The following is a 20,951-nucleotide window of genomic DNA, read 5'->3' as shown; positions in this document are numbered from 1 at the left end:
CGGTTCTCCGGATATCGGAACTCTCTCGCAATGAACCAACGTAAAGTCATAGGCGTCGTCGATTTTGGCGGTCAATACGCTCATTTAATCGCTTCCAGGATCCGAAGATTGGGAGCTTATTCCGAAATTCTTTCCAATGAGGAATCCGAGGATACGTACCGAGGACTTGCCGGATTAATTCTTTCCGGAGGACCGGAAAGCGTTTACGAGGAAGGGTCTCCTGCGATATCTGCTCGAGTCTTCGATTTAGGTATTCCTGTTTTAGGAATTTGTTACGGTCATCAATTGATGATGAAGCTCTTGGGGGGAGAAGTAAAAAAGGCGGGTATTGCGGAATACGGTCAGGCATCCTTAGACTTGGATACTAAAGACGGTTCGGAGCTCCTGAAAGGATATACGGGCGGAGAAGTGGTTTGGATGAGCCACGGCGACGAAGTCGTTCACTTACCGAAAGGATTTCAAGTCACGGCTTCTTCTGTAGATTGCAAATTTGCAGTCGTGGAGAATATCTCAGCAAAGAAATTCGGAATTCAATTTCATCCCGAAGTAACTCATACCCAAAAAGGCAACGAACTCTTAAAAAATTTCATCCGGATATGCGGAGCTGAAGATACCTGGGATCTAACGCAGTATCTTTCCTTAAAAGAAGAAGAATTACGTAAAACGGTTCCGCCGGATAAAAAGGTATTTTTACTCGTTTCGGGCGGAGTCGATTCCACTGTTTCCTATCTGTTGCTTACCAAGGCATTGGGAAAGGATAGGGTCAAAGGAGTTTTGATCGACACAGGGTTTATGCGAAAGGACGAAGTTAAGCACCTTGAGGAAAATTTAGCTCCCCAGGGTATTCATCTCCACGTTTACGACGCTTCGAATCTATTTTATTCCAATTTAAAAGGAAAAACCGACCCGGAAGAAAAAAGGAAAATCGTCGGTAACTTATTCCTGCAGGCCCAAGAAGATTGTGCGAAAGAGCTGGGTCTGAATTCCGACGAATGGTTGCTGGGCCAAGGAACAATCTACCCGGATACGATTGAAAGCGGCGGAACAAAACATTCGCATACGATTAAGACACACCATAATCGAGTCGAAGCGATTCAGAAATTAATGGAAGAGGGTAAAGTAGTCGAACCGATTAAGGATCTATATAAAGACGAGGTCCGCGAACTTGGTACCTATCTCGGACTTCCGAAGCAATGGACCCTCCGCCATCCTTTTCCTGGCCCCGGTTTAGTCGTAAGAATGATCTCTCAAAAGCAAGATACAAGCGAACTAGTTCAGAAAGAACTGGAGACTATTCTAAAGGAATTCCCGGGAGTTAACGGAAAACTTCTCCCGGTTGCCTCCGTCGGGGTTAAGGGGGATCGACGATCCTACGCGCATTGTGCCGTCCTTTCGGGGGATAAAAATTGGGAGGATTGGAACAAAATTTCTACCTATATTACGAACCGGAGTTCTTCAGTGAATCGTGTAGTCCTCTTAGTGGCTCCGAGTAAATCCTCCGTAAAGGATTTAGATTTTCCGTTTCAGCGTCTCGACTTAGACCAAGAAAATTCGGACATATTAAGAGAAGCGGATGCGACGGTCGAAAGCGTTTTACAAGAAAGGAAAATTTACGGAGACATCTGGCAAATGCCGGTAGTTTTACTTCCTATCGGTAATTCTCCGGAAGAAAGAAGTATAGTTCTGCGACCGGTCAACTCTCAAGAAGCTATGACTGCGAGTTTCTTTCCGTTCCAACCGGAAGTTTTACGAGATTTAGAAAGAAGTCTTCTTTCAATTTCGAAGATTCGCTATGTGTTCTTTGACTTAACGAACAAGCCGCCGGGAACGATCGAGTGGGAATAGCCTAGTTCGTAGATTTCTATTGACACCTGGCCCCTTGACGAAAACATACCTCATAACGGCGTCGTGGCCAAGTGGTAAGGCATGGCTCTGCAAAAGCTTGATCCCCGGTTCGAATCCGGGCGACGCCTGGCTGCTTGGGAACAAAACGCCTAGTTCTCTTGCCTGGATGGTGGAATCGGTAGACACCCAGGACTTAAAATCCTGTGAGTTCACGCTCGTGCGGGTTCAAGTCCCGCTCCAGGTACCATTTTGAAAATTCAACTAGCGGCGAGTAGCGAAAGATTCTATTGGAATCGGAGAAAAAGCTTTTCGAAGCAGTTGGATTTTCTTAAACCTCTGGAACGTAAGTTTTTCTTTCGGTTTGTGCCCGACGGCAAAATCAATTTACTGCTTAAAATCACATAGATCACCGAAATCTAAAGCGGGCAAATCCATCGGTTTTGAAAGATCGTAACCTAGCCAATTAATCTTAAAGTCTCGAAAGAAAACCCCTTCCGGAAATCGCGGAGAAGGTTCTAGCTTGGAAGTTTCCTTCCAAATAAACGTATTCCACCCTGACGTTAATTTTATCGTTTCAGTCGCTAGATCGCTTTGTGAGTGAGACCAATAAAGTTGATCTTCGTCAAAGGACTCTCGACCGATTATAGTTATCTTCATTTCTTTTGGAGGATTGAAAGCATTCGGTCGGATATAGATTCCGATTTGATATGGCTCCTTTCGAAGGGCAGGAGGATTTGGAAATCGGTGAGTTAGGCATCCTTCAATTTGAGCGGAAGTATTTCCCGAGGTGCTTGGAACGGTAATGATCTTTTCTAATCGATTCGCTCGTTCGTTGACTGCTGTACGAAACGGTAAAATCCTGTCTTCTAATTGTTTAGCATAGACCGGATCGACCGACTTGACTTGTCTCGAATATGCCAACTCGGTCGGTGTTTGGAGCCGAAATATCCAGAAAACTAGATTCAATAGAAACGGGATCGCCAACATGATTCCGGTAAATTTTACGGACGCTAGGGAGGTTCCCTTTTGTTGTCCGAATAGAATTCCTGCTAATGCATAAAACGGAAGTACGACTTCGTCATCCAATAAATAACATTGAAAGAACCCGGCCACCCATAGAGACCCGACACCGATTAAGGAAGGAGCTTTTTCATCGGAATTAAAGATACCGATTCTACGAAATAGGAAAAAGAAAAACAAAACAAGAAACGCAGCACTCGCCCATCCACCTATGATGGCAAATTGGAGTAGATCATTATGTGCATGAGCATTCGGTGTGATCTCCAATTCGTACCAAAGCTGCTCCTGCTCGGAAATCGTTTTCTCCGAAATTTTCCTATGCGAAGTTTTGAATTTGCCGCCGCCGACTCCTAAAAAAGGAGTCAGTTGTAAAAGTGGGAGGCTATTTTTATAAATCCAGTATCTTTGATTTTCCGGGGTTTGCACCTGCAGTGCTTGGGAGATGGTTCTCTGCAAAAGCCAATTCTGTTCGTATAAGAATTTGGCTCCGGTTCCTAATATCGCTATCAAAAGAATGCCGGCAAGGAGTCCTTTTAAAAGAAGCTTTCCCGTTAAACGATATTTCGTTTCTAAAATAGATCGTAGTAAAATAAAGACGCAAACGAAGACTACGCCCAACCAAGCTGATTTGCTTTGGTTCAATAAAAATACCCAGGAAGAAACTAAAAGTACTCCGCTAAAAAGTAGAAATCGCGAAAGAGACCGGTTTCTCAAGGATTCCCAAAATTTCGCGAAGATCCCGGGCAGGAAAAGAGAGAGGAGTCCTCCGTAGGTTAAATGGGTGTTCATCAAACCTATCGGTAGATAAGTCTGTATTCCAAAAAGAAGGCCGGCCGGATGTTGTCTACGATCGCCGGGTGCGTTTTGAAATCCGTTAGAAATAAATTTACCTAAACGATATTCACTAAAAATAGAAACGAGTCCCGATACCAAAAGCAACGCAAGGGAAGACCACAAGAAGCCGCTCAAGAGTTTCGCATTAGCTTTGTTAGAGGCGTGGACTGCTCCAATCGGAAATAAGAAACTTAACCAAAAGTCTCCGGCCTCCGATTCTCTCGTAAAGCTTCTCCAAAAATGAGAATATTCTCCTACGTGAACCAATGAGGATAAGAAAACCAGAAAATAGGCAATTAGTACGAAGCACCAGGGAAGTAAAAATGGTCGAACTTTTTGCCGGCTATGTGGTCCCGAAAGTAGAAAGGAAAAGATGGATAACCCGGCAAAAACTTGAGAGATTGAAACTGATAAGGGAAATGCCAATAAAAAAAGAAGGAAGGAATAGAAAGACGCACGCTCAGCGACAGAGAATAGGTGCTGAAATCCTAAATGTCGGTTCTGAGAAATCGGTACTTGCATAAAAGTGACAGGAAAAACCGTCGGTTATTCCTGTCGGATTTCCATAAAAAACCGCTGACAAGGAAAGAAAAGCTCTTATCCTGGAATCCCGATCGAATTCTCAGATAGAATTTGATCCTTATATCCATGTCTGAAAAATCGTTAGAATCCTCTAAAAGCACCCATAAAAAAAAGAAAGGATCTATTTCGAGCGTAACCTCTTCCTCGGTCCAACGCTTTGCAAAAAAGTTATCCGTGGTCGTTATCACATATAACGAAGAAAGAAATATTGCGGATTGTATTCGTTCTTGTCGAGACATTGCCGAAGAAATAGTTATTCTAGATTCCAATAGTACGGACAAAACTGAAGAAATTTGTAGGTCTTTTCCGGAAGTTAAATTTTTTTCCCAAAAATTCAGAGGACATGTACAACAAAAAAACGATGCCATCTCATTATGTAAGAATGAATGGATATTATCGTTGGATGCTGATGAAAGACTCAGCGAAGAATTGAAACAATCTCTTAGGAATTTTCTAAATCTGCCCGACGATGGGTCTCTGGACGGGCTTAAAACCGCTAGGCTTACGTTCCATATGGGAAGATTTATTCGTTTTTCGGGATGGTATCCGCAGACGAAATTCAGGATTTTCCGAAAATCCAAAGCTAGATGGGCGGGCGAAAATCCTCATGACTATCTCGTAGTCGAAGGTAAAGGAATCAAAACAACGGGGGATATCCTTCATTACAGTTTTAGGGATCTGGCCCAGCAAGTGGACACAATCAATAAATTTTCATCGATTGTGGCTTGGACAAGGTCGAGAAAGGGAAGACGTTTTTCTTTGCTTCGGACGATATACAAACCTTTCGGAAAGTTTCTCGAAATTTATTTTTTTAAACTAGGTATTTTGGACGGATTTCCCGGATTTACGATAGCGATTTCTTCCGCGTATTCGACTTTCCTGAAAGAAGCAAAAATCTACGAATTGGGGAAGAAGCTGATTCAGAGACCTTCCAATCTTCGGGAAGATTACGAAGGCTAAAATGGCAAAAAAAAAGAAAAGCTCCTCCTTTTGGAATAGGCTTCTTTTCTGGCGAAAATCGGATCGTGCTGAAACCGAGCGTGAAGAACCGTCAGTTCGGGAGAGTCGCGGTTATACATGGGAATTGAAGGATTTGCGGGAAAAAGTAGACCGATTTTTTCTCACTAGAAAGAAAGCCAGTGGGCTTATTTTTGAATCGCCCAACCTAAAGCTTACAAAGAATAATCGACATCTCTTTCGCCTGGAAGGAAAGGAAAAATCCGGGAGGGAGTATTCTCTGGTCTTAGCGACGGGAAATTATTTGACCGAGCAAAATGGAAAAGTTACTGGAGTTATTTTTTTGACCGAAGCCGAGTTGAATCGACTTATATCCTCCGATCAAAAAAACTTAAAAGGGATCCTGTCGGGAATTCAGGAACCGAACTGGGAAGAAGAATCTTGGACAGTTCTTCAGGAAGATCCGGAACTAAAAAAATCTTCGGATTCCTGGAAGGAAATCCTGGACTGGGAACCGATCTGGAGCCAGCAGGTAATTATCAATCTTAGACCGAACGTTCTTGCCGTGCTTTTGATTTTTCTTGGGAAAGAGTTCGAGGAATTCTTCCACAAAAATTCGGCAGAGCGAGTTCGAGAAATGGTTTCTAAGGAACTTTATTTTTTGAACGTAAGCGGAAATAGAAATTCTCCTCATTCGGAGAACGTATCTTTATATGAATTTGATTTAGCTAAGAAGGAATTGGAATCCGTTTTGGTTCGAATTCGGTCCAAAAGAGAGAAATGAATATGGATCTGAAAGAAATAGCCGCAAGACAAATTGAAGCTTCTATCTCGACAAAGCAAGCAATCCTAGATAAGCTTTTGCCGGATATCGTAAAGGCGGGACAAATCGTAGCCGAAGTTCTGCAAAAAGGGAATACGGTCTTATTTTGCGGAAACGGCGGATCGTCCTGTGATGCTTCGCATATTGCCGCGGAACTTGTAGTCAGGTATAAATCCGGTAACGAGCGAAAAGCGCTGCCCGCGCTCTCTTTATCGGCCGATTCCGCCGTCTTAACGGCTTGCGGAAACGACTACGGGTATGAAGAAATTTTTTCTAGACAAGTTGCCGCTTTCGGTAAGAAGGGCGATTTACTCGTAGGAATTTCTACCAGTGGAAATTCCAAGAACGTGATTGCCGCAGTCGAAAAGGCAAAATCTTTAAGTTTGAAAACGATCGGATTTTTAGGCGGAGATGGGGGAAAAATGAAAAATATGAGCGACTTTGATTTAATCGTTCCAAGTAAAGAGACTGCGCGTATACAGGAATCTCATATTTTAATCGGTCATATTATTTGTTCGATTGTGGAATATGAACTCTTTAAAATGGAATAGGATTTCGATTTGCTTTCTTCAGGAACGGACGAAATCGTCCAAATTTCCGGGCTCAAAGTCCGATCCGAAGAGATATACTTACTTAACGATATTGATTTTTGCGTCCGGTCCGGAGAAATTCGGGTAGTGATCGGAGAGTCCGGTAGCGGGAAAACTACGTTAGTTCATTTTCTTCTCGGGTTATTAAACGAAACTCTTCTTACGACATGGAACTCGTTCCGATTATTCGGCGAAATCTTTGATTCCAATTCCTCATCCATAAAATGGGCTGACTTTCGCGGGAGACGGATCAGTTTAATTCCTCAAAGTTCCGGATCGGGATTTCATCCATATCGAACGGTAGCTTCACAATTACTGGAGTATTTTTCGCTCATAAATCCTAAATATTCTAGTCGGGAAGCTTGCATACAGCTCTTTCGAAGCGTCGGTTTGTCCGATCCGGAATCCGCTTGGTTATCTTATCCTCATCAGCTTTCGGGCGGAGAAAAGCAACGTATTCTAGTATTGCTATCGGTTTATTCCGGCGCCGAGTTGATTCTTGCGGACGAACCGACTTCCGCCTTGGATCCCATTACCGGTGTCGGAATTTTAACATTGCTTACTAAACTTGTGCGCGAAAACAATAGAAGCTTGGTTTTCATCAGCCATGATCTCGGTTCCGTTACCGATTTTGCCGATATTATAACGGTACTGAAAGGCGGGAGAATTGCAGAGACGCTGATTCGTGAAAATCGCCTCTGGTCACCTAAATCGGAATACGCGAGAAAACTGTTTGAAATCGACTCATCCCTCCCGTACACTGCTTAGATTCATGCAGACAATCCTACAGATTAGTCTTATTTTATCATCGCTATTAGCTCAAAGCGTTTTTGCGGAAAGAATCGGATTCGTTTTAGAAGAGATCAATATCTCCTCGTACCCGAACGTAGAGTTAAAAGTGAAGGAGAATCAGAGATCTTCGCTAAATCGAGAGATCCTTTTTATTCGCGAACAGAAGGCTTCTCAAGTAAGACGAGTAGATAGACCGGAAATTATCCAGCCTGAAGGAACAAGGCCGATTCATATTCATTTGATTGTCCAGATGTCGAATTCCTTCGACTCAAATGTTCAGGGAACCGAAATCCTAAAGCGGATCGTGGATGCCGCTGGAGAAGAAGATCGATTCAGCTTTGCATTTTTTACCGACGATGTCTTTTTGCCCAAGTTGGATTTAAGTAAAGCCGAGGCGACTAAGGAAGCGAAACTTCCGGGTGGTAAAACGAATAATAATACGCCCTCGAATTTAGATTATGTGTTTCAAAAAATTTCGGCGCATATCGGAAGACAAGACTATATCTTATTATTGTTTTTCGATAATGAATTTCTACCATCTCCAGATGCACGGCGAGGCGCTTATTTAAAAGATATACCGCTGAACGTTCTCGGGGTGGCATCGGAAGGATCCGGCTATTTAGCGGAACGATATGGCGGTTCTTTTTATTCCATCAACCGATCCGATTCACTAAGTCAGGTTCTTACTAATCTCGAGTTTTTTCGCAAAAAACCCTGGAGTATAAAATACGAGTCTCCGTTCAGGGACGACTGGCATTTGGGAGACGAAGATAGAGTTCGAGTCGAGGTGGAAACTCAAAATGCCGGAAAGCTTTTGTACGAATATAAACTACCCTGGACGATTCGGACTCTTCTCTTTCTACTCCACCCGGGAGTATTTCTTCCAACGATAGGCTTCCTATTGGTTTTAACTATGGTGGCGTTTTTAGTCGTTTTAAGAAGAAACGAAAAATCGGCGGGGAACGCATCCAACTCAGTCGCCGAAGAGAGACTGCATGCTATCGATGATGAACAAGATGCATATCGGAAAATGTACGGGGACCAATACCAGCTATTATATTCAGAAGAAAACCGGATTCAAACCGAGCGATTAACTCCGGTCGCAGTGAAGGAATTCGAAGATGGCGAAGTGTATGAAAAGGCAACTCTGATTTTAAAAGAGGGGCGGAATCCCGGTAAACAATATTCCTTATTAAAAAGCGAAACTACGATCGGAAATTCGGAATTGGCCGATTTGGTCTTGTATGAACAAGGTGTCGGTGGAAGTCATGCTCGAATTCGACGCGTTAGAAATCGTTATGTATTATACGATCTGGTTTCCGAATCGGGAACATTCTTAAACGGTAAAAAAGTTCTGCGTCCCAGGATACTGTACGATTTTGACGAGATTGGTATCGGAAAAGCGCTCCTTGTATTTCGTGGAAAGTAGTTCTAAGTTTTTCCCGTTTCTAATCCATATCAGTTCCTTCTTTACGAAAAACCCCGTTTTTTTAGCATGGGAAGGACAGCTCCTCTAGTTTGGGGAACTCCAGCACTTCCTCCGTTTCCGGCCTGGGAGTCTAATTAATATCTTATCCTATTTTATCCCTTGGGGGGATCAGTCATAACATGAAAACGATGTTTGAAAAAATCTGGGAAGACCACTTAGTCGGCGAATTAGATGGGGACTCTTATCTGATCTATATCGATCGACATTTAATTCACGAGGTTACCAGCCCTCAAGCATTTGAAGGACTTCGCCTGACCGGTAGAAAGGTTCGGCGTCCGAATGCCACTTTCGCAACCATGGATCATAATGTATCCACGCGGATCCGTAATATAGATTCGGCAGATCCGGTTTCCGCGACTCAAATGCGGACTTTAATGAAAAACTGCGAAGAGAACGGAATCACACTTTACGATATCAATCATCCGGACCAAGGCATCATTCATGTAATCGCACCTGAAATGGGGCTTACGCATCCAGGAATGACCATCGTTTGCGGAGATTCGCATACATCGACGCATGGTGCGTTCGGAGCACTTGCCTTTGGAATCGGAACATCGGAAGTGGAGCATGTCTTGGCGACGCAGACTCTTTTGCAACGTCGTGCAAAGACTATGGAGATTCGAGTGGATGGAAAACTTTCTCCACATGTAACCGCCAAAGACATAATCCTTGCCGTCATCGGAAAAATTGGAACCGGCGGAGCGACAGGGTATGTGATCGAATATCGCGGTTCGGCAATTTCCGCGCTTAGCATGGAAGCAAGAATGACGATTTGCAATATGTCGATCGAGGCCGGAGCCCGTGCCGGTCTAATTGCTCCCGACGAAATTACCTTTAATTATTTAAAGGACAAAGACTTCTCACCTAAAGGGAAAGAGTGGGATCTCGCTCTACAGCGTTGGAAGAGATACGTAACCGATGAAGGCGCAAAGTTCGACGTGTCCGTTGTCTTAAAGGCGGACGATATCGCTCCGCAAGTTACTTGGGGAACTTCACCCGGACAAGTGGTTCCCGTTACGGGGGTTGTCCCGAATCCGAAGGACGCCTCGGACCCTATTGAAAAAGTCAGCATCGAATCCGCCTTGAAATATATGGACTTACTTCCCGGTCAGAAGATACAAGACGTCACCGTAAACAAGGTCTTTATCGGTTCATGCACAAATTCTAGGATTGAAGATCTACGGATTGCCGCAAGTACTGTAAAAGGAAAAAAAGTCTCTCCGAAAGTCCAGGCCATAGTGGTTCCGGGTTCGGGAAGAGTGAAGCGTCAAGCGGAGCAAGAGGGTCTGGATAAGGTTTTTGTGGAAGCAGGCTTCGAATGGAGACAACCAGGGTGCTCGATGTGTTTAGCAATGAACGACGACGTATTGGATCCGGGTGATCGCTGTGCTTCTACCTCGAATCGAAATTTCGAGGGCCGGCAAGGGAAGGGGGGGCGAACTCATCTAGTCGGACCTGCAATGGCCGCCGCCGCCGCTATCGAAGGCCGTTTTGTTGATATTCGCACTTGGAATTAGAGGAATTTAAATGAAGGCATTTACGAACCACGACGGCATTGCCGTTCTTATTGATCGCCCGAATATAGACACGGATCAAATTATTCCCAAGCAGTTTTTACGGAAAATCGAACGCACGGGATTCGGTATACATCTGTTTCACGATTGGAGATACTTGGACGATGCAGGCACCAAGCCTAACCCGGAATTTACTCTGAATCAGGAACGTTATAAGAATGCATCGGTCCTTATAACTCGCGATAATTTCGGATGCGGATCTTCTAGAGAGCACGCTCCTTGGGCTCTTGAAGATTTCGGCTTTCGAGCTATCATCGCGCCTTCGTATGCGGACATTTTTTATAATAACTGTTTCAAGAACGGTATTTTACCCGTCGTTTTAAAATCGGAGGAAGTGGAAGAAATCTTTCAAGCTGTAGAAAGGACTCCCGGTGCGAGAGTGAAAATCGACTTGGACAAGCAAAATGTCATCAGTCCGTCCGGGAAAGTTTATACTTTTGAAGTAGACTCATTTCGAAAATACTGCCTATTTAACGGTTTAGACGATATCGGACTCACTTTGCAGCACGAAGCGAAAATTCAACAATTCGAAGATCGGAATCGTAACGAGGTTCCATGGTTGTATTCTTCAAAGAAATAAACCCGCGCTGAAAGATCGATTTACGATGAAACCAGGAGAAGATCATGTTTGACGAAATTTCACGTTCTATTGACGAGTTCGGCAATAGTCTTCTCGGTGCTCTGAATAACGTTCAGGGTATTTTCGGTAGGGAGCTCAGCGTAGCCAAACCGATCAAAGAAAATGTGCTTCAGATGATCGGCAACACCCCGTTAATTCGATTGAATCAGATCGGATCGCATATTCCGAACGTTGAAATTTATCTAAAAGCGGAATTTTGTAATCCGACCGGAAGCGTAAAGGATAGAACCGCGCTTTCAATGGTACTTTCGGCGGAGAGAAGAGGTGAATTGAAACCGGGCGGAACGATTTTCCAGGCCGGATACAATACGACCGCCATATCCTTGGCCTGGATTTCCACGATTCGGCAATACAAATTTAAGATCTTTTTGGCACCGGACACGGATCAGGAAAAAATAAAAGAACTAAAAGCGTATGGATCCCAGGTGGAAGTCGTCCAGCTCGCTAAGGGCAATTGGGACGATCTTCTATTAGAAAAAGCTAAAGAAGTAAAAGGTCCTGAGAAAGGAAGCGTCATACTGAACGAGTTCAAAGACATGGCGAATACTAACGCGCATTTTCTTTTTACCGGTCCTGAGATTTGGAGAGATTTGGGTGGTAATGTGGACGCCTTCGTTGCCGGAGGAGGTTCGGGAGGAACACTTTCCGGAGTAGGTCGTTTTCTAAAGGCAAAGAAACCGACTTTACGGGTAATCATGGGGGTTAGCAAAAATTCTCGTTTTATTCGCAGAATGGTACAAGGTGACAACTCAATCCGATTACCCGAATCCTTCGATCCGAAAGTCACAGATCAATATATCGGTGTGGATCGAGAGGAAGCATTGAGATATCAGTCGGAGTTATACCAAAGAGAAGGCGTTTTTGCCGGCTTGACAACTGGGACCACTCTCGCTTCAGCGATACATTATGCGGAAAGTCTGCCTACCAGGGATGATCAAAAGGTGCCTCCGTATAGAATTGTCGTCTTATCTCCGGATCGATTGTAGAAATACATGAGTTCTCGTTATGAGGACTTGCGAGAGTCCTTGCGAAAGGAACGCGAAGCGGAAATCGCGCGCTATAAGGAAGAGCTTGCAAACGAGGATATCGGTAGCAGAATCTCGTCCGGGATTTGCATTTACCCTATCGTATTCGAAGATTCTGAAGTTGGGCCGGAGGGGAATTGGAGAGTACATCTCCGTCCTACTAAGGCAAGAGGGGTACCGGAAGCGTTCCGAACCGGAGGGCCAGTTCGACTCTTCAAGGAATCGGAAGAGCTTACCTCGGTTTTATTAAAATGCTCGGATGATTCCTATATTCTTTCCCTGGAAGAAGTTCCGGATTGGTTGGAAGAAGGGAAGCTCGGATTGGAAATCCTTCCGGATGAAACCAGTTATAAAGAATGGGATCGAGCTCTCCATAAAATCATTCACGCGGAACGCGGTACGAGAACCAAGTTTTTCGCGGATTTATTTCTGGGTGAAATCGAATTAAAATTTCCTAATTTTGCGGAGGAATTTGGTATTTCGCCGGAATTGAACGATTCTCAAAGAAGAGCCATTTCCGCTATTTTACAGACGGAAGATCTGATTCTGCTTCACGGTCCGCCGGGCACTGGAAAAACCAAGACGATCACGGAAGCGATACGCATCTTAGTGGACCGCGGCAAGAAAGTTCTCGTATCCGCTCCCACGAATGCGGCTACGGACCTTCTCGCAGAATCCCTCGGAAGAATGGGGGTTTCTGCCCTTAGGATCGGGCATCCAGCAAGAATGAGCGAATCCGTTTTAAGCGTTTCGTTGGATGCTAACTTAAATCGACACCCTGATTTCAAACTGATAGAACGAGATAAAAGGGAAATCGGTGAATTATTAAAAAAGGCCGGGAAATACAAGAGAACCTTCGGCAGGGAGGAAGCTGAGGAGAGAAGGAGACTCTATCAGGAAGCTAAGGAACTTAGAAAGGGAATCAAGGAGAGGCAAAAAGTTCTAGTCAGATATCTGTTAGAATCTCATCCCGTTATTGTTTGTACGCATACCGGAGCATCCTCCTCCTTATTAGATAAATTAAATTTTGATTATGCTGTATTGGACGAGGGAAGTCAGGCGACTGAACCCGCTTCCTGGATCCCGATTCTTCGGGCGGAAAGGATCGTAATTGCTGGAGATCCTAGACAATTACCGCCCACCGTACTGTCGGAAGATCCTTTATTAAAAATTCCGCTAATGGAACGTTTACTGGATCGTATGAATTCTGTCGGTAGGGTATATTTGTTGGATACTCAGTATAGGATGACGGACCCGATTCAATCCTTTCCGAATCGAAGATTTTATGCGGGTCGACTTGTTTCCGGAATTCCTGAGGAAGAACGATCGACGAATCCGTTCCCATCCGAGACTCCTCTCTTCGACTCTAGTTTCGTATTTATTGATACCTCTGGTACCGATTCCGGAGAAGAATTATTCGATGCAAGTCTTGGCAATCGTTGGGAAGCAGAATTTACCATTACCATTCTCAAACGCATTTTAGAGTCGGGTTGGTCGCCGGAAGATTTAGTGTTAATTTCTCCTTATCGGTATCAAAGATTTTTACTGGAAGAGATTCTAAGAAAGGAATTACCGATCGATGTCGAAAAGATCGAAATTGAGACGGTAGATTCGTTTCAAGGAAGAGAGAAAAAAGGGGTCATCTTCAGCTTAGTTCGATCCAACTCGGAAGGAAATATCGGCTTCCTCTCCGAAGAGCGTCGCTGGAACGTCGGTATGACGAGAGCTAAGCGATTGCTGGTTTTAATCGGAGACGGTTCAACACTCGGGGAGCAGGAGTTTTTTCAAGATTTGATTCAAGAAGCCGAATCCTGCGGCGAAGTCAGAACCGCATGGGAGTTTTTAGAATAATTCTCTACCAGCGCAATTTACCGCGTAACGGCAGTACGGAAATTGCAATCCAGAAAATCGAAGCAACTCCGTGAGAAAAAAGGATATGGAATCCGCTCTGATCTGGGCAAATAAATTTCAGCGCTAAATTGGAACTAGCCAATAAAAAACTCAAGATACCCAAGGCGGCAATTAGAGGATTTCCGGGAATCATCTTACGAATCCAGAATGTCGCCAATCCTCCTAAGGCGAGTGAAAATGCTGCCAAATTAAGGGAGCATAATCCAATATGAGTAGAATGCGTTGTATGAATTTCATCTATAAATTTTGCTGATGAAAGTCCTAACCAAAGTGCCAGAGCTAAAATAGGTAACCAAATCAGATGAGAGGAAGCTTCTTCCGGAAAGGCTACTTTAGAAAGTAAATAGGCGGAAGATAATCCCCAAATGATAAATAGCGCCGGTTCCGGCCACCATCCAGGGAAGGCATTACGAGACAGAAACAAGGCGGTTCCTTGACCCAAAGGGATTGCCAACGCTAATAAGGAGGCCCAGACCAAAAACATGATCCCCGGCCTGAGAGGATGAGTCGGTTTCAAATCTGTCCCCAATGAAAGAATCAGTTTCTCGGATCTATCGGAATCGTTTGACAAAGACATTGTTCCACTTCCCCCCTTTTTGTTTTTCCGCTTTAGAACAAGAAAGATTGGACAATCCTTAAAATCCAGTCGAAATGTTCTTTCGGTCGTTCAAACTAAGATTCGTTTCTACCTGGAATAAAGTTACATGTCTGAAAAAGCGAAAATTTGGGAAACTCTTGCGACTAGGATGAAGAAATCGCAAGAAGGCGATTCCCGGGAATACGAGCTTCTTCTTAGGCAAGTTCGGGATATTCTTAGGGCCTTTTTAGTTTCTAGAATCTCTCATATTGACGATCGAGAAGATTTGCTTCAGGAAATTCTGATAGGCATTCATAAAGCTAGGAATTCGTATCGCCCGGATCGACCTTTTGCGCCTTGGCTTTTTTCTATAGCTAGATATAAGACGATCGATCACCTTCGAAAGTCAAAGAAAAGAGATCGAACGATTCTGGCGGAAATGGAAGATTTCGCTCAAATACAGAATCCCGAAAAAGAAGAAGCTTGGATGCTTGCGGAGGGAATCGAAACCTGGCTCTCCGTCTTGGATGAGAGGCAAAGGGAAATTCTAAAGATGGCAAAAATTCACGGGTATAGTATCCGGGAGATTTCCGAAAAAACCGGCCTTTCCGAATCGAACGTAAAGGTGATTGTACATAGGTCTGTTCAAAAAATTCGCAAAGTTTTTTCGGGAGAAGAGGGATCCCAAACCGGTCCTGGGACGTCCAAGTAAGTAGGGCATGTCCTATTCTCCCAAAGCAAGATCCATCGACTCTATTCGAGGCCTTTCCGTTCAGGATTGGGCGAGAATCAGTGATCCGAATAATCCGTTTTCCGATTATGAATTTTATGCGGCCTTGGAATCGACTTCTTGCGTCGGTGATCGCACATCCTGGCAACCGAAATACGTAATTGCGGAAGATTCCGAAGGTTTGCATTCAGCACTTCCTTTTTTTCTAAAATACGATTCTTATGGAGAATATATATTCGATCACGCATGGGCAAATTTTTTCGCCCAAAACGATCTAGAATATTATCCTAAAGGGTTGGTTGCGTATCCGTTTACTCCGGTAACCGGACGACGAATTCTTCGTAGAGAAGGAGTTTCCGTAGTCCAGTCTCTTGATGTCCTAATACCGGAGTTATTACGCACTTCGAAAGAAGAGAATCTCTCGAGTATTCATTTTCTATTTTTGGAAGAAGACGAGGCGATCGAACTATCTAAGAGAGGTTTTGCAACTCGTATAACCCATCAATATCATTGGCAAAATAGGGATTATTCAGATTTCGCTTCTTTCTTAAGCGAATTCCGATCCAAGAAAAGGATGCAGATTCGAAAGGAGAGGGAAAACATTCGTGAATCCGGAATTCAAATCAACGTCATTGAAGGGGATTCGATTTCTAAAGCCCATATGGATTCAATGTTTCGGTTCTATACGGATACTTATTCCCGGAAATGGGGGTCGCCTTATTTGAATCTAGCTTTTTTCCGTGAAGCCTGGCAGACATTTAGAGATAAGATAGTTTTGATTCTCGCCGAAAAAGACGGAGAGACGATCGGAGGTACATTGAATCTCCGGAAAGGAAATAAATTCTATGGGCGGTATTGGGGCTCGAAGGGACATTATCCTTTTTTACATTTTGAATGTTGTTATTATGCACCGATCGAATATTCAATTCGTAAAGGAATCAAGACCTTCGAGGCAGGGGCTCAAGGGGAACAAAAATTTTTGAGAGGCTTTCCTGCAGTTCCCACATACAGTTCGCATTTTATTTTCCATTCGGGAGCTCGAAATGCGATTGAACGATTCTTGGAAAACGAAAGAATGCATATGCAGGAAATGATCCAGGAGACGAACGAACATTCGCCTTTAAAGGAAGTTCCCGGAATGTCCGACAGGGAAGCGAAATGAGCGAGGTCTATCGTTTCGATACGGAAGAGCAAGTCCTAACAAAGGAGAAGCTCAAATTAAAGAAGCCGCCTAAATATAGGGTGGTTATTCTAAACGACGATTATACTCCGATGGAGTTTGTAGTTTGGATTTTACGCGTGGTATTCTATCGTACCGCGGTAGAAAGCGAAAGAATTATGCTTCAAGCCCATACGACCGGGAAGGCGCTCTGCGGAGTCTATTCTCACGACGTGGCCAAGACCAAGGTAGCTGAAACACATAAACTTGCTGAACAACACGGCCACCCACTTCAATGCCATATGGAAATTGAAGAGGGAGAGGAGGAACCATGACCCTATCCGAAGATCTAGAGAGAAGTCTAAACCAAGCTCGAATCGAAGCGGTAAAACGGAGAAATGAGTATATTACTCTAGAACATATGCTTCTAGCGCTCACGTACGATCCGATCGGTCAGGAGGTCCTTCTTGCCTGTGGAGCCGATTTGGAAGCATTGCGCAATGAATTGCGTGAATATCTAGACACTGAAATGGAATCGGTTCCGGAAACGTTCGGGGAAATCGAACCGGAATATACGATAGGTGCACAGAGGGTACTTCAGTTGGCTGCGTTTCACGTCCAATCCACGCAGAAGAAGAAGTTAGACGGCGGTTACGTTCTTGCCTCGCTATTTCGCGAAGATCAATCCCATGCGGTTTTCTTTCTCTCTCGGCAAGATATTTCCAGATTCGATGTAGTTCGTTATATTTCTCATGGAATTCGTAAGGATGGAAAGAAGGTTACTCCCGAAGGTCTGGAGGATGCCACGAAACCGGAGTCGGGCGATCCGTTAAAAGATTTTTGCGTGGACTTAACCGAGAAGGCTAGACTTGGAAAATTAGATCCTCTAGTGGGGAGGTCGGAAGAGATCGATAGAACGATTCATATTCTTGCAAGACGCAGAAAAAACAATCCGATATTTGTGGGGGATGCGGGTGTAGGTAAAACTGCAATTGTTGAAGGATTGGCGTTAAGTATTGTTGCCGGAAAAGTCCCGGAATCGCTAAAGCAAACGCGGATTTTTTCGTTGGACATGGGATTACTGCTCGCAGGAACCAAATTTCGAGGAGAGTTCGAAGAGAGATTAAAGAATGTCGTACAGTCGGTAACTGCGGATCCGAATCATGTTCTCTTTGTGGATGAAATTCATACGATAATCGGAGCAGGCGCAGTTTCCGGCGGCTCCTTAGACGCTTCGAATTTGCTTAAGCCTGCCTTGGCAAACGGAGAATTAAGGTGTATCGGGACGACTACTTACAAAGAATACAAAGCTATCTTTGAAAAAGATCACGCACTTTCCCGTAGGTTTCAAAAAGTGGAAGTCAACGAACCGAGCGTGGACGAAACCATTCGAATTTTAAAAGGGCTTCTGCCTAAATACGAGGAATTTCATGCGGTGAAGTATTCCTCTCAAGCAGTCGAAGAGGCTGCTCGATTGGCGGATCGGTATATTCTGGATCGAAAACTTCCCGATAAAGCTATAGATCTCATCGATGAAGCCGGTGCCAAAGTAAAGATTCGATCTTCGGCAAAGAGCAAAACCGTTACCGTTAAGGACGTCGAGGATCTAGTTTCCAAGATTGCAAAAGTTCCGACTCGTACCGTAAAGGCCGACGACAGAGACAAACTCAAAGAACTGGATGTAGAACTCAAGAAGCGGATCTACGGGCAAGACAAAGCCGTTCAGGAAATCGTTCAAGCAATTCGCTTATCACGAAGCGGTTTGTCGGAACCGGGCAGACCGGTCGGCTCCTTCCTATTTGCAGGACCTACAGGCGTTGGGAAGACCGAACTTTCCAAACAATTGGCATCGATTTTAGGCGTGGAATTTATTCGGTTCGATATGAGCGAATACATGGAAAAACATACGGTATCCCGTTTGATCGGATCTCCGCCGGGCTATGTCGGCTTCGAGCAAGGGGGGCAATTGACGGATGCAATCGTTCGGACTCCTCATTGCGTCCTACTCTTGGACGAAATAGAAAAGGCTCATGAAGATATTTATAATATTCTTCTACAAATTATGGATCACGCTACCTTAACCGATAACAACGGTAGAAAGGCGGATTTCAAACAAGTGATCTTGATTATGACGACGAATACCGGAGCTAGGGAACGTGCGGCGAATCCGTTAGGGTTCGAGAATACGGCTTTACTTGATCGCGGCCTAAAAGCGATCGAGAGACATTTTTCTCCGGAATTTAGGAATCGTCTAACGGCAATCATAGAATTTTCATCGCTCGAAGAAGATGTCGTTTCTCGAGTCGTTCGCAAACAGTTGGAGCTTTTAGAGGATCGATTAAAGGAAAAACGGATCTCTCTAGAATACCAAGACGAAGTTCTCCTGTTTATTGCTAGGAAAGCGTATGACCCGTTATTCGGTGCGAGACCCGTACAGCGGTGGATCGATTCGAATATCTCTAAAAAGCTTTCGGAAGAGATATTGTTCGGTGAACTTCGAAGCGGCGGACGCGTCTTACTTCGTGAAGTAGATAACGAGTTGACTTTGACGTTTTCTCCACACGAGCCAATGATTAAGTGACTATGATTCAAAATAAAGGTGGCATAGTTTCCCAAAAATCGATTCTTCTCCTTTTCGTTCTTCTAAACATAGTCGCTTCTTGTAAGGATAATTATCTTACGATCGAAGGACGTCGGATTTCGACGGAGGGGTTAGTCGCAACGAAGTCCGGCATCTCAGCCAAGCAACTCTATGCGGAATCGAAGAATGTTATGATTTCTACCGATTCGATAGAGGCATCTCGTGCAGGTTTAGAAATTTATAAAAAAGGCGGTAATGCGGTAGACGTAGCTATAGCTGCCTCTTTTGCAGTTTCCGTGACTCGTCCCCAATCGACCGGGATAGGAGGCGGGGGATTTTTACTATTACATAACTCGCGGGATAGAAAAACATACGCCTTCGATTTTAGGGAACGAGCTCCAAGCTCCGCATCTCGAGACATGTACAAGGAAAAACCTAAAGAAGATTCGTTATTAGGATATCGATCCGTAGGTGTTCCAGGGACTGTTGCAGGATTGGTAAAAGTTCAGAAGCAATTCGGAAAATTATCCTTACAAGAAGTTATGGCGCCGGCGATTCGCTTGGCCGAAGAAGGATTTCCGATTTATGAGAATTTACAGGAAGCGATTCAGGAATCTTCCGATGATATGAGCCTCGGAATGAGGGATATATTTCTTCCGAAAGGTAAAATACCGAATGTCGGAGATATATTGATTCAGCAAGACCTTGCGAAAACGTTGAGAATCATCGCAGAAACCGGAGAACGAGAATTTTATAACGGTCGAATCGCGCAAAGCCTGGGAAGACTAATGAGGGAGCAAGGAGGGATGGTTTTTGAAACCGATTTGGCTGCCTATAAAGTCAGAGAATCGACTCCTTTGGAGATCGAATACAGAGGATACAAAATACGCACCATGGTTCCGCCGTCTTCCGGGGTTCATATGCTGACCATGTTGCGGATGCTGGAAACAAAGAAATTGAAGGAATTGTATAAGTCTTCCAAGGCGGACTATTATCATTTTTTAGCGGAAGTCATGCGAAGAGGATACGCGGATAGAGCTGTTATAGGCGGTGATCCGAATTACACGAATGTTCCGATAGCCCTCTTACTTTCGCCCGAATATGCATTGGCGAAAATTTCCGATTTTAAACCGGGATTTTCGACGCCGAGCTCCGACTATTTGAATCGTTTAAATTTGAGAACTGAATCTCCGCAGACGACTCATATTTCAGTCGTCGATTCCGAAGGAAATGCGGTCTCCACGACACAATCGGTAAATTATCGATTTGGAGCCGCAGTCATTTTAGACAGTTATGGATTCGTATTAAACGACACTATGGATGACTTCAGTAGATCGCCGGGTGAACCGAACGTTTACGGATTGATTGGAGCCGAAGCGAATTCGATTCGTCCGGGTAAAACACCTTTAAGTTCGATGTCGCCTACGATCGTGATGAAAGAGGGTGAAACTTTCCTAGTAACCGGTGCTCCGGGGGGTTCTTATATTGTGAATGCGGTTTTACAATCTCTTTTGTTCAATCTCGACTTTCAACTGACTTTATATGAATCCGTTGCCAAGGCGAGAATTCACCATCAATTTTTTCCGGATGCTTTATATATGGAGGGCGCTGCAATGGATACAGCCGTCTCCAATCAGCTTAAGTCTAAAAAGCATGAGATTCGGGTCGGTCCTAATTTTGCGAAATTATTTTCGGTTAAGCGAGAGAAGGGCGTACTGTACGGTGCCGCTGATCCGAGGGGGGACGGAGTTCCCATGGGAGAGTAAGTCCTATGAATATTTTTTACAAAAATGAAAAGTCTAAATGTTTAAACTAATTAGGA

General features: G+C 44.2%; 17 protein-coding genes and 2 tRNA genes. 17 read left to right on the top strand and 2 right to left on the bottom strand.

All coding sequences use genetic code 11. From position 1 onward, the window contains the following. Nucleotides 1-30: 30 nt before the first annotated feature. The 3 genes from guaA to LEP1GSC050_RS18805 all read left to right on the top strand — a co-directional run bounded on the left by guaA (nt 31) and on the right by LEP1GSC050_RS18805 (nt 2,092). Nucleotides 31-1,845 carry a glutamine-hydrolyzing GMP synthase gene (gene guaA, locus LEP1GSC050_RS18815; protein WP_010569902.1) on the top strand — a complete coding sequence of 605 codons (1,815 nt, stop codon included), beginning with the start codon at nt 31-33 and terminating at the stop codon, nt 1,843-1,845. Nucleotides 1,846-1,902: 57 nt separating this feature from the next. Next, nucleotides 1,903-1,973: transfer RNA gene (locus LEP1GSC050_RS18810), tRNA-Cys, on the top strand. Between the two features lie 32 nt (nt 1,974-2,005). Then, nucleotides 2,006-2,092: transfer RNA gene (locus LEP1GSC050_RS18805), tRNA-Leu, on the top strand. Between the two features lie 137 nt (nt 2,093-2,229). Here the strand turns inward: LEP1GSC050_RS18805 and LEP1GSC050_RS18800 are convergent. Beyond that, nucleotides 2,230-4,221: an O-antigen ligase family protein gene (locus tag LEP1GSC050_RS18800; protein ID WP_010569901.1), complete on the bottom strand. Its 1,992-nt coding sequence runs from the start codon at nt 4,219-4,221 to the stop codon at nt 2,230-2,232. Nucleotides 4,222-4,347: 126 nt separating this feature from the next. Between LEP1GSC050_RS18800 and LEP1GSC050_RS18795 the strand changes: the two genes are divergently transcribed. From LEP1GSC050_RS18795 to LEP1GSC050_RS18755, 9 genes are all read left to right on the top strand, one after another. After that, the gene (locus LEP1GSC050_RS18795; protein WP_010569900.1) at nt 4,348-5,241 is read left to right on the top strand and encodes a glycosyltransferase family 2 protein; all 894 of its coding nucleotides are present in this window, start codon (nt 4,348-4,350) and stop codon (nt 5,239-5,241) included. A 1-nt stretch (nt 5,242) separates the two neighbouring features. Further along, entirely contained in the window at nt 5,243-6,022 is a 780-nt protein-coding gene (locus LEP1GSC050_RS18790) for an LBBP_01157 family protein (RefSeq protein ID WP_020987875.1), read from the top strand. 2 nt (nt 6,023-6,024) lie between these two features. Further along, nucleotides 6,025-6,612 carry a D-sedoheptulose 7-phosphate isomerase gene (locus tag LEP1GSC050_RS18785; RefSeq protein WP_010569898.1) on the top strand — a complete coding sequence of 196 codons (588 nt, stop codon included), beginning with the start codon at nt 6,025-6,027 and terminating at the stop codon, nt 6,610-6,612. Nucleotides 6,613-6,621: 9 nt separating this feature from the next. Then, complete coding sequence (locus LEP1GSC050_RS18780) at nt 6,622-7,419, top strand: ATP-binding cassette domain-containing protein (RefSeq protein WP_010569897.1); 798 nt, start codon at nt 6,622-6,624, stop codon at nt 7,417-7,419. Nucleotides 7,420-7,423: 4 nt separating this feature from the next. Further along, nucleotides 7,424-8,872, top strand: coding sequence for an FHA domain-containing protein (locus LEP1GSC050_RS18775; RefSeq protein ID WP_010569896.1), 1,449 nt, complete (start codon nt 7,424-7,426; stop codon nt 8,870-8,872). A gap of 179 nt (nt 8,873-9,051) precedes the next feature. Then, entirely contained in the window at nt 9,052-10,449 is a 1,398-nt protein-coding gene (leuC, locus tag LEP1GSC050_RS18770) for a 3-isopropylmalate dehydratase large subunit (RefSeq protein ID WP_020987915.1), read from the top strand. A 10-nt stretch (nt 10,450-10,459) separates the two neighbouring features. Beyond that, a complete protein-coding gene (gene leuD / locus LEP1GSC050_RS18765) occupies nt 10,460-11,086 on the top strand; it encodes a 3-isopropylmalate dehydratase small subunit (protein WP_010569894.1) in 627 nt (208 codons plus the stop codon). A 44-nt stretch (nt 11,087-11,130) separates the two neighbouring features. Next, nucleotides 11,131-12,132 carry a PLP-dependent cysteine synthase family protein gene (locus LEP1GSC050_RS18760; RefSeq protein WP_010569893.1) on the top strand — a complete coding sequence of 334 codons (1,002 nt, stop codon included), beginning with the start codon at nt 11,131-11,133 and terminating at the stop codon, nt 12,130-12,132. Between the two features lie 6 nt (nt 12,133-12,138). Continuing rightward, entirely contained in the window at nt 12,139-14,022 is a 1,884-nt protein-coding gene (locus LEP1GSC050_RS18755) for an AAA domain-containing protein (protein ID WP_010569892.1), read from the top strand. A 4-nt stretch (nt 14,023-14,026) separates the two neighbouring features. Here LEP1GSC050_RS18755 and LEP1GSC050_RS18750 read toward each other — a convergent pair whose 3' ends face one another. Continuing rightward, entirely contained in the window at nt 14,027-14,659 is a 633-nt protein-coding gene (locus tag LEP1GSC050_RS18750; RefSeq protein ID WP_010569891.1) for an NrsF family protein, read from the bottom strand. A 127-nt stretch (nt 14,660-14,786) separates the two neighbouring features. Here LEP1GSC050_RS18750 and LEP1GSC050_RS18745 point away from each other — a divergent pair, with 127 nt between their 5' ends. From LEP1GSC050_RS18745 to ggt, 5 genes are read left to right on the top strand one after another with little or no spacing between them, the layout of a single operon-like run. After that, nucleotides 14,787-15,371, top strand: coding sequence for an RNA polymerase sigma factor (locus tag LEP1GSC050_RS18745; RefSeq protein WP_010569890.1), 585 nt, complete (start codon nt 14,787-14,789; stop codon nt 15,369-15,371). 7 nt (nt 15,372-15,378) lie between these two features. Continuing rightward, complete coding sequence (locus tag LEP1GSC050_RS18740; protein WP_010569889.1) at nt 15,379-16,551, top strand: GNAT family N-acetyltransferase; 1,173 nt, start codon at nt 15,379-15,381, stop codon at nt 16,549-16,551. Further along, nucleotides 16,548-16,883: an ATP-dependent Clp protease adapter ClpS gene (gene clpS / locus LEP1GSC050_RS18735; protein ID WP_010569888.1), complete on the top strand. Its 336-nt coding sequence runs from the start codon at nt 16,548-16,550 to the stop codon at nt 16,881-16,883. The genes LEP1GSC050_RS18740 and clpS overlap by 4 nt, the downstream gene beginning before the upstream one ends. Next, the gene (clpA, locus tag LEP1GSC050_RS18730; protein WP_010569887.1) at nt 16,880-19,129 is read left to right on the top strand and encodes an ATP-dependent Clp protease ATP-binding subunit ClpA; all 2,250 of its coding nucleotides are present in this window, start codon (nt 16,880-16,882) and stop codon (nt 19,127-19,129) included. Before clpS ends, clpA begins: the two co-directional genes overlap by 4 nt. A gap of 2 nt (nt 19,130-19,131) precedes the next feature. Then, the gene (gene ggt, locus LEP1GSC050_RS18725) at nt 19,132-20,895 is read left to right on the top strand and encodes a gamma-glutamyltransferase (RefSeq protein ID WP_010569886.1); all 1,764 of its coding nucleotides are present in this window, start codon (nt 19,132-19,134) and stop codon (nt 20,893-20,895) included. Nucleotides 20,896-20,951: the final 56 nt, after the last annotated feature.

Origin of the sequence: Leptospira broomii serovar Hurstbridge str. 5399 (genome assembly GCF_000243715.2) — a bacterium.
GTDB lineage: Bacteria > Spirochaetota > Leptospiria > Leptospirales > Leptospiraceae > Leptospira_B > Leptospira_B broomii.
The sequence above is the reverse complement of the archived record's forward strand: the minus strand, read 5'-3'. Positions and strand labels throughout refer to the sequence as shown.